This is a genomic window from Nostoc sp. UHCC 0252 (assembly GCF_034931145.1).
In the GTDB taxonomy this organism is placed as follows: Bacteria; Cyanobacteriota; Cyanobacteriia; order Cyanobacteriales; family Nostocaceae; genus Nostoc.
Genome location: NZ_JAYGHE010000134.1, coordinates 1 through 8072, shown reverse-complemented (window position 1 = coordinate 8072; position 8072 = coordinate 1). Strand labels below are relative to the sequence as shown.

The following is an 8072-nucleotide window of genomic DNA, read 5'->3' as shown; positions in this document are numbered from 1 at the left end:
AGGTCGCAGCTATCACGCGGATTTGAACGCTGTGAATCGTCGGCGGCGATCGCATTATTTGTTGGAAGCCGGCTGGAGAGCAGACAATGCTATTCAAGGGCTTGGGCGATCCCACAGAACCAACCAAGCATCTGCGCCCGTGTTCAGACCAGTCACGACGAACGTTATAGGTGAACGCCGATTCATCAGCACTATTGCTCGACGGCTGGATAGCTTGGGCGCACTCACAAGGGGGCAAAGGCAAACCGGAGGCAATGGGATATTTGAAGCTAAAGATAACCTTGAATCGAACTATGCAGAGTACGCACTATACGAGTTGTTTAAGCAGATTTTCCAAGGTCGATTTTATGAAGTGCCTTTAGGAAAGTTCGAGCAAATGACGGGACTGAGTTTAACCTCTCATGAAGGCGGGATGAAAATCGACTTGCCCCCATTGCGGCAATTCCTTAATCGGCTGCTGGCTTTACGCATCGATATGCAAAACATCATTTTCGAGCGTTTTGAGTTGTTGCTAAGTCAACAGATTGAAGCAGCGATCGCGGCTGGTGTCTATGAGATGGGTGTAGAGACACTCCGGGCTGAACGCTTTGCTGTTGAGAGCCAGGAAGCTGTGTACACTCATGCTCAAACTGGTAGCGTCACCAATTACTTGAAAGTGGAACGCACTCAGAAGAACAACATCAGAACTGCTGACGAGATGTTAGAGTTCGCCACTCAATATCAAGGAAAACTCATGATCAACACCAAGTCAGGCAATGCTGCTGTATCAATTCCGACACATAGTATCTACGACGCGGATGGTGGTGTTGTCCCAAGAGTTTTGCTGATTCGTCCACAGAAAGAAACTCGCGTACCAGTCCAAGACTTGGAATCTTCCACATGGGGGCAAGTTTCTATTGATGCGTTTACTGCTGCTTGGTCTACTGAAGTAAACGAATTACCCAAGTTCACAACCGATTACCTGCATTTGGTAACTGGTATTCTCCTACCCATCTGGAAAATCCTGCCACAGCACAGTAGTCGAGTATTCCGACTACAAACCGCCGATGGACAAAAGATTCTCGGTCGGGTGGTTAACGCTCAGGATATCCAGTCGGTGGCTGAACAACTCGGACTCAAGGACAAGCTGTTAAGCCCACAGGAGTTAGTCTCTTTAGTGCTAAATGAAGGCTATTCCCAGCAGTTGCCGGGTGGCGTAACCTTGCGACGTTCTTTCGTTGCTAATGAACCTCGCATAGAACTGGTTAATGCTATCTCACTGGCAGAGCGACTCTTAGCTGTTGGATGTTTTACCGAGATCATCAACTGGAAAAAGCGGGTATTCATTCCGGTTTCAGACAAAGCCCCAGCTATTCTCGCGGCTGTGATTGAAATCTTGGGATAATTTCCAACCTCAAAGACCTAGTAGTTCGCTTTCGTGACGAAAGCGGGGTAAAGGGGAAGTGGGGATAAGGGGGAAAGGGTTTAAATCCCAAAACCAGTCCCCTTTTCCCTTTCCCCAGTCCTCACAAGCGCATCTTTGGGTTGGCAGACTACTAGATTAAATGTCTGGGTCTTTTTTACTCTCAAAAACTGGGCAGCGATGATAACACCAAGGGAAGTGCAATCTACCATGCAAACGCTCCGCGAGAATTTGATGAAATTTTTGTGGAGAAAGCAATCATGGCTAAGAAAGACTTCACACCCGCCCACGCCGTTGAGTTGTACATCGGCAACTATCGGTTTGATGCTATTAGGATTGTTGAAACGAAAGAGTACCGGATGTCTCAAAATCACATACTTGAGGCAATAGGTATAAATAAGAACTGGCTAACCAGGTTACAGTTTAGCCTACCCCGTGTCTATAAAACCCTTGTACAACAAGGCTTAAATCAGGTTACACTTTCTGCGGAATATACGGTTAAAACAACAGTAACACGTGCTATAACTTGGTCACTAAAAGATGCCAGAATAATTTGGCGTTACTTTGACACAAAAGGAAATGCACAAGCTCGAAGGTTAATTGATGCCTTATCTGAAGATTCACTCATCAGCAGATTCGAGCAAGTTTGGGGAGAGTCGCGGACAATTGAACAACGGCGCATAGACGATTCTCGCATCTTAAATACGCCTCGCCCTTGGACGAAACTTTTCGAGACTGAATTTGAGGAGAATCTAGCACGGATAAGCAAGCTCCATAAAAGGCATATACAAAATGGCAAATACTATTGGGAGTTTGTCTACAACTGGATGACTCCAGAAGAAAAAGCCAAGCTCGATATCGTTAATCCAATTTTGCCTAACGGGAGGAGGAAGTACAAAATACACCAAATGCTGTCGAAAGAAACAAAGGAGAGGTTATCTCCCCACGTGATATCAGTCCTGGTTCTGATGAAGTCGGCTAACTCGGTGACAGAACTGAGGCGGCTGGTGCAGAGGCAGTACGGAATTGATCAGCCTAATCTGTTTGATGGTTGGAATGTGGAATAGTTGACGTAAGTTATGCGGTAAGCTGACAACGGCTTACCGCGATCAAGTTGCCACAGTGATGCCAAGCTGCGCGATGATGTGATTGAAACATCTATATCTAGCTGACTTTTTACAGCATCTGGAAAACGACATTTTGAAAACCCTGATTTTTACATTAGTGATTTTCGTTTACTTAGAGCTATTTGGTACTTTATTTCTAACCATTGAAATCATTCTCAATCTCAGACGTTAAATCTGTTTCAGTCAAAAGCTTTTCTATTTGACCAATACTCTTCATAAGTTGTTTGACTTTTTTATCATCATCCCAAACCTTACTTTTTTTAAGAAGTTTAAAGATGTAACTAGTTTTTTCTTGATACTGTTTTTTAACGCTTACATTTTTCTCGTCTTTTGGACTTTGCTGAAGAATTTCTTTTACTATTTCTTTAATTTTAGACAGAGAAAGACTCTCCTCTATTGCCTGTCTCAACACCTCAGTTCGTTTTTCTTTATCTTTAATTTTAGATATTGCTAAAGCTTTTGTATACTCTAATTTTCCCTCTGCTAAAGCTGCTTTAATATCATCTTTTAGATTTAGTATAGGGAGTCTGTTTGATACAAAAGACTGCCATGTAATTTTCCCTAATTGAGTAAAAACTTTTTGTATGGTAAGACTTTCTTTGTTGGACATAACGTTATGTCCAGTTTCACCGTTATAGGCATGGTGCATCTGATACATGTGTTGAACTACTGTTTCCTGGTCTATCTCTAGCAACATTGCAAGTAGTTCTAAAATTCCAATAGTTTCTTCATAAACATTCAGGTCTTCACGTTGAAGGTTTTCAACTAAACGAATGCGGCTTGCTGTGGTGTTATCGCATTCGATGAGATTTACAGCTACATTTTCTAACTTAGCTATTTGGCAAGCTTTAAGGCGACGTTCGCCTGCTACAAGTTCGTAAGTATTTTCTCTAATACACCTAACAACTATAGGCTCTAGCAACCCTACTTCTTTAATGCTATTAGCAAGAGACTCGAGTTTATTTTGGTCAAAATATCGTCGGGGTTGAGATTTAGGAAGAATAATTTGGGATACTGGTAACATTGAAGCTTGTGTCGTAGCGTCTTCGTCATTTCCGAATAGCCCATCCAAACCAGATAATCTATCTAATGTACGTTCACTCATAATTTAATAATGTAATTTGCAATGTCTTCAAGTATGGGAACTGCGGGATGATTTCTTTTGTAAAGAGCAAGCGGCACGTTAGCCTGAGCTGCATCTGGAAATACTGTTGATTTAGGAATAGGGGGAGCAACGTGTATACGCCCTTCTACCTGTTGTTTAACCTCTGATAATATCCCTGCGTCTTGTAAATTTCGACTATCGTACATCATTGGAACTATACAAGCAATTTCTAATTTCTGATGTCCACCTTTTTTTACACGAGCAATAGTTTGGAGTAGTTGGTCTGTGCCAAGATAGCACTTATATTGTGTCTGTAAAGGAATTACTACATGAGTAGCAGCGACTAAACTCATGATACTCAGTATGCCCAAAGAAGGAGGACAATCGATAAGAATGTAGTTGAACTGGTCTAGGACATCATCAAGTACAAGTTTTAGCCGTGTACGGTTATCGATTGTCATATCCTGAAGAATTTCTCGTTCTGTCCCAGCAAGTTTGATATTGGTAGGAATCAAATACATTCCATGAATAGTTTTTTCCCATATATGTAAAGCTGTACGTTCAGTAAGGACACCATAAATATTTTGCTCGTCGGTGAGCTTCTCTTTACTTAACCCCATAAAGGCTGTTAATGATGCTTGCGGGTCTAAATCTACAAGTAGTACTTTGTGTTTAATTGCAAGATGATAGCCAAGGTTTTGAGTTAAAGTTGACTTACCTGCACCACCGGATTGATTCAAAATAGCAATTACTTTTGTGGAATTTCGGTTCATAAACAATTAGATTTGTAATTTCAAGAATTGAGTTATTTAGCAAATATTACTATTTAAGGTTGACAACTAAGGTCTGGAGCAGAATATTTTACTGCTTGTCCTTGTTAACAAAATATTGACACTAAAGTATAAATCAAGCTGTCAACGATGATCTAAATTAATTTTTGCTGCGTTGATAGAAAAGATTTAAAAAAATCATGGGGGCTGTGTGGGGGCTATATATACCCCAAAGTTATTTAGAGGCTTGAGCAGAATTTGACTCCTATGTGGGGGCTATGTGGGGGCTATGTGGAGTATATTTGACTTGGTGGGATTTTACCCCACTTAGCCCCCAAGAGGTTATGATAAGCTCTTGAGTCTGGAGAAAAAAGGCTCTTGAGCAGGGGAGTAGGGGAGCAGGAGAGTAAGAGAAAATGTTTGCATTAACAATTATTAGTTATCAGTGTAAGAAAAACTAATTATTCTGCTGAAGGTCAGAGTTATCCATCAGCGTAGGCGATGCCCGCCGCAGGCATCGCTTACGGTCATCCCCGTCAGCACAAAGTTATTCTTCCTCCTCGTCATATTCATAATCAGCATAGTCTTTCCCGTGTTTTTCGTACCACAAACGTTCCTCCTCTTGAGCCGCCTCTCGCTGTAGCCTTTTCTGCTCTGCCATCTCTGCTTCTAGGCGTTCTTGCTCTAATTTCTGCTTCTCAAACCGCTCTCTCAAAAGCTTTTCTCGCTCTTGGGTTTCTTGCTCTACCCTCTCCCTCTCAAGTCTGATTAATCGCTGCTCAACTCGTCCACAGTAAAAATCTAATGCTTTACCCGTCGCCGCTCCGGTAACTGTACCACCCACTAGAAAGATGAGTCCGGTTCTCCAGCCTTCAATTGGGCCACCGCTCCACTGCAAACTTTTTTGATTGAACCATACCAGCACAGAGAAGACAGAAATTCCAACTACTGTATTGATGAGCGCAAAAACTCTTGGTGTCATTTCAGTCTGTCGCAGGATCAGCCACTGTCCCAGCCAAAGTATTGCACCAAAAATCACCGCAGCGATCCCACTCATGACCAAATGATCTGGATATCTGAACGGATCTAATGCCATGTTAATGATCAATGGCACAAATATCAGCAGACAGAGCAAAAAGCCAATGAATAAGCCAGCAACACTTATCAGGCTCCAGTAGCGACCGAGATAACCAAGGCGGAATTCCAATATCCACTCTTGTACGGGGAGCATTGTAATGTAAAACGCGATTCCTGCACTGACGTAATCGAGCATTGGCAGTTGTTTTACCTTTGTATTTAGCATATTTGGCATAACCGTGCCAAAGCGGACAATAAAGATACTAACCTAAGACGAATTGAAGCAATTATTACTGAAAGGTTTACTCTATTCAATGAAGTGGTTATTTTTTCGTGCTTAGTAAAGATAAATTGCTAGGCAAAACATGAGTGAAGAACCCGTTTAAAGGAAACCTACTCATGTTCAAAAAGACTACCTTAATAACTCTGATAATTTCCTTTTTACTGCCTCAAATAGCACAAGCCGCTATCAACAGAGATACTTTGACAGGTGGCGCATTAGGAATACTTCAATGCCAGCATACTAGAGGTGATAAAACAAGGATGGTTTGGAAACTAATAGTAAATGATGCAAGTAAACCTATAAACGCCATAAATTTTCGTTTAAAAACAAATGGAGAGGTTAGAGATATTTATAGTGCAGTCATTCCCCCCACTGTAGATTATCAAACCTTTGAAATATTCGATGGACTGCAAAAACAAGTTACAATTTCTGGTGAGGCTTATAATATTAGTCTATCGGGAGTTTATCGATATTCTTTGAGAAAGCCTCTAAGTGTTCAGTGCAACTAAAATAAGCTAGATTATAGGAGTTGGTTAAACTGACTCCTATCAAACATTATTTGCATAAAAATGGTAATCAGTAATATTTCCCAAGCTGGACATATTCGCATTGGTTCATCCAGCTTAATTGATTTTGCTTTCTGGGTACTAGTCAAAGACGGGCTTCATGTTCTTCCATTTGACAAACATACCCTTGGCAATCAAGAGTTACAAAATTGTGGGATGAATGCCCAATCATGGCTCAATTGGCTAAAACTCATACTTGTTCGTCATGATAATCGCTTGACGTGGCACGTCAGTGATACTAATACAGTCGCCCAAGAAAAGGTACAGTCATTTCAAGGAATTTTAGAGGCTAATAATCAAATACATAATATTGATTGTAATCAAAAGTGGTGTGATAATCATCAGCAGGTATATTTACAAGAGCTAAACCAACAAGAACAGGGATATCAAGCAGCATTGTCTAATTGTCGGGAATTAAATTTAGAGTTCATTAAAGAAAGTAATCCCCCTCAATTATGGAAAGATGGGCAAGAAATTCAGACAGTATTAACCAGGCTATGGGATGAATATCAGTCCCAAAAATACTCAAATCAATTCATCAGTGAGATTTTGCAAACCCCCTTATTGTGGAATGTGGAATTAAATCCTCCAACTAATAACTATAGAGAAATTTATCTGGTTGATTACCCTGATGAAGTAGAAATATTTATTTCTCCTATCTTCTGTATTGTTACTGTCCCAAATAGTCCAATTAATCAAAGGCAACTAGACTCAAGAATTTTTAGAATTATCCAAACTTAAGAAAAAATGACAGGCTTATAGCCAATATTTATGCGAATAACCTATTTGCGCCCAACTAGAGATGCTCACAATTGATGAAGCCGAATCAATTCTAGACGCATTGCAACATCAATTATGGTGAGGCTACGCCCAAGCTAATTGAAGCAGATTAACTTCTTTAAAAGGGTGAGGCTAATGAAAACTATTGCAGTAGCTTATTTTGTATTAGTTGGAATACTAATGGGTTCAGCCACAGCGCTAGTGAGTACAGAAGTATTGTTCTGTAGTCAAAAGACTAGTCCCTCATGGTGTGAACCAATCGATAAAATCACAGATGCTTTTGCTGGTTATTAATCAATAGTTGTTCACAGGTGGATATTTGATATTCACCTCTTCAATTCTCCTTTTCAACTGGAGTTTGGTGTAAAATACATTTGTCAACAGTAAAAAATGAAGATATTCCATGTCTGCTTGAATTTCGATGAAAATACTTATCAAAAAATTGACGAATCTAAATTAGATGAGTTTATTGTTCATGTCAAAGAGAATCCAAATATTTATAGTATTTTAATCAGTGATGATTCTCTAAACGAAATAATTATAGATAAAAATAATGAGGGGTATTGGATAAAATACGATTCAGATAAGGCTGATGACTGATGATGCTGATAGATGAAGAGGATGAAGCTCGTCCTGATCCTTATGAGGATTTTCTTGAACTCTTCGCGGTGAAAAAGGTGTAGTTTGTTTGTGAGAATTTATTTATGCATACTTTTATTTCTGATTTGGTCACTGCTGTTCCTGACGAAAGCATTTTAAGACTCCCTATGATATTTATTTAGAGGAGTAGGCAGAATATTATACTTCGCTACTGAAGAATGGCTACCCAATACCCACACTGTTAATCTTAATATTAGCTAGTCTGCCTGCAAGCGTGCAGACTAGCTAATATTTTTTTTCAACGCTTCGCATGGTTAGGATAAATCTATCTTTGTAAGTCTATTTGTTGTGTTTGAGATTTA

Annotated in this window: 9 protein-coding genes; 6 read left to right on the top strand and 3 right to left on the bottom strand. The window is 40.1% G+C overall.

All coding sequences use genetic code 11. The features are described 5' to 3' along the window. Window positions 1-1384: strawberry notch C-terminal domain-containing protein (locus tag VB732_RS34780; RefSeq protein WP_323235362.1), on the top strand; the 1384-nt coding region annotated here is incomplete at its 5' end. 278 nt (window positions 1385-1662) lie between these two features. Further along, window positions 1663-2469 (top strand): P63C domain-containing protein, encoded by an 807-nt coding sequence (locus tag VB732_RS34775; RefSeq protein WP_323235361.1) that lies wholly within the window; start codon window positions 1663-1665, stop codon window positions 2467-2469. Window positions 2470-2665: 196 nt separating this feature from the next. Here VB732_RS34775 and VB732_RS34770 read toward each other — a convergent pair whose 3' ends face one another. The 3 genes from VB732_RS34770 to VB732_RS34760 all read right to left on the bottom strand — a co-directional run bounded on the left by VB732_RS34770 (window position 2666) and on the right by VB732_RS34760 (window position 5707). Next, a complete protein-coding gene (locus VB732_RS34770) occupies window positions 2666-3634 on the bottom strand; it encodes a ParB/RepB/Spo0J family partition protein (protein ID WP_323235360.1) in 969 nt (322 codons plus the stop codon). Then, entirely contained in the window at window positions 3631-4407 is a 777-nt protein-coding gene (locus VB732_RS34765; protein ID WP_323235359.1) for a ParA family protein, read from the bottom strand. The genes VB732_RS34770 and VB732_RS34765 overlap by 4 nt, the downstream gene beginning before the upstream one ends. Window positions 4408-4951: 544 nt before the next feature. Further along, window positions 4952-5707 carry a hypothetical protein gene (locus tag VB732_RS34760; protein WP_323235358.1) on the bottom strand — a complete coding sequence of 252 codons (756 nt, stop codon included), beginning with the start codon at window positions 5705-5707 and terminating at the stop codon, window positions 4952-4954. Window positions 5708-5880: 173 nt separating this feature from the next. Between VB732_RS34760 and VB732_RS34755 the strand changes: the two genes are divergently transcribed. The 4 genes from VB732_RS34755 (at window position 5881) to VB732_RS34740 (ending at window position 7710) form a co-directional block, all read left to right on the top strand. Further along, window positions 5881-6273, top strand: a complete 393-nt coding sequence (locus tag VB732_RS34755; RefSeq protein WP_323235357.1) for a hypothetical protein — start codon at window positions 5881-5883, stop codon at window positions 6271-6273. 60 nt (window positions 6274-6333) lie between these two features. Further along, window positions 6334-7071, top strand: a complete 738-nt coding sequence (locus VB732_RS34750) for a hypothetical protein (RefSeq protein WP_323235356.1) — start codon at window positions 6334-6336, stop codon at window positions 7069-7071. A 174-nt stretch (window positions 7072-7245) separates the two neighbouring features. Next, complete coding sequence (locus VB732_RS34745; RefSeq protein WP_323235355.1) at window positions 7246-7404, top strand: hypothetical protein; 159 nt, start codon at window positions 7246-7248, stop codon at window positions 7402-7404. A 96-nt stretch (window positions 7405-7500) separates the two neighbouring features. Further along, the gene (locus VB732_RS34740; protein WP_323235354.1) at window positions 7501-7710 is read left to right on the top strand and encodes a hypothetical protein; all 210 of its coding nucleotides are present in this window, start codon (window positions 7501-7503) and stop codon (window positions 7708-7710) included. The last annotated feature ends 362 nt before the right edge of the window (window positions 7711-8072 follow it).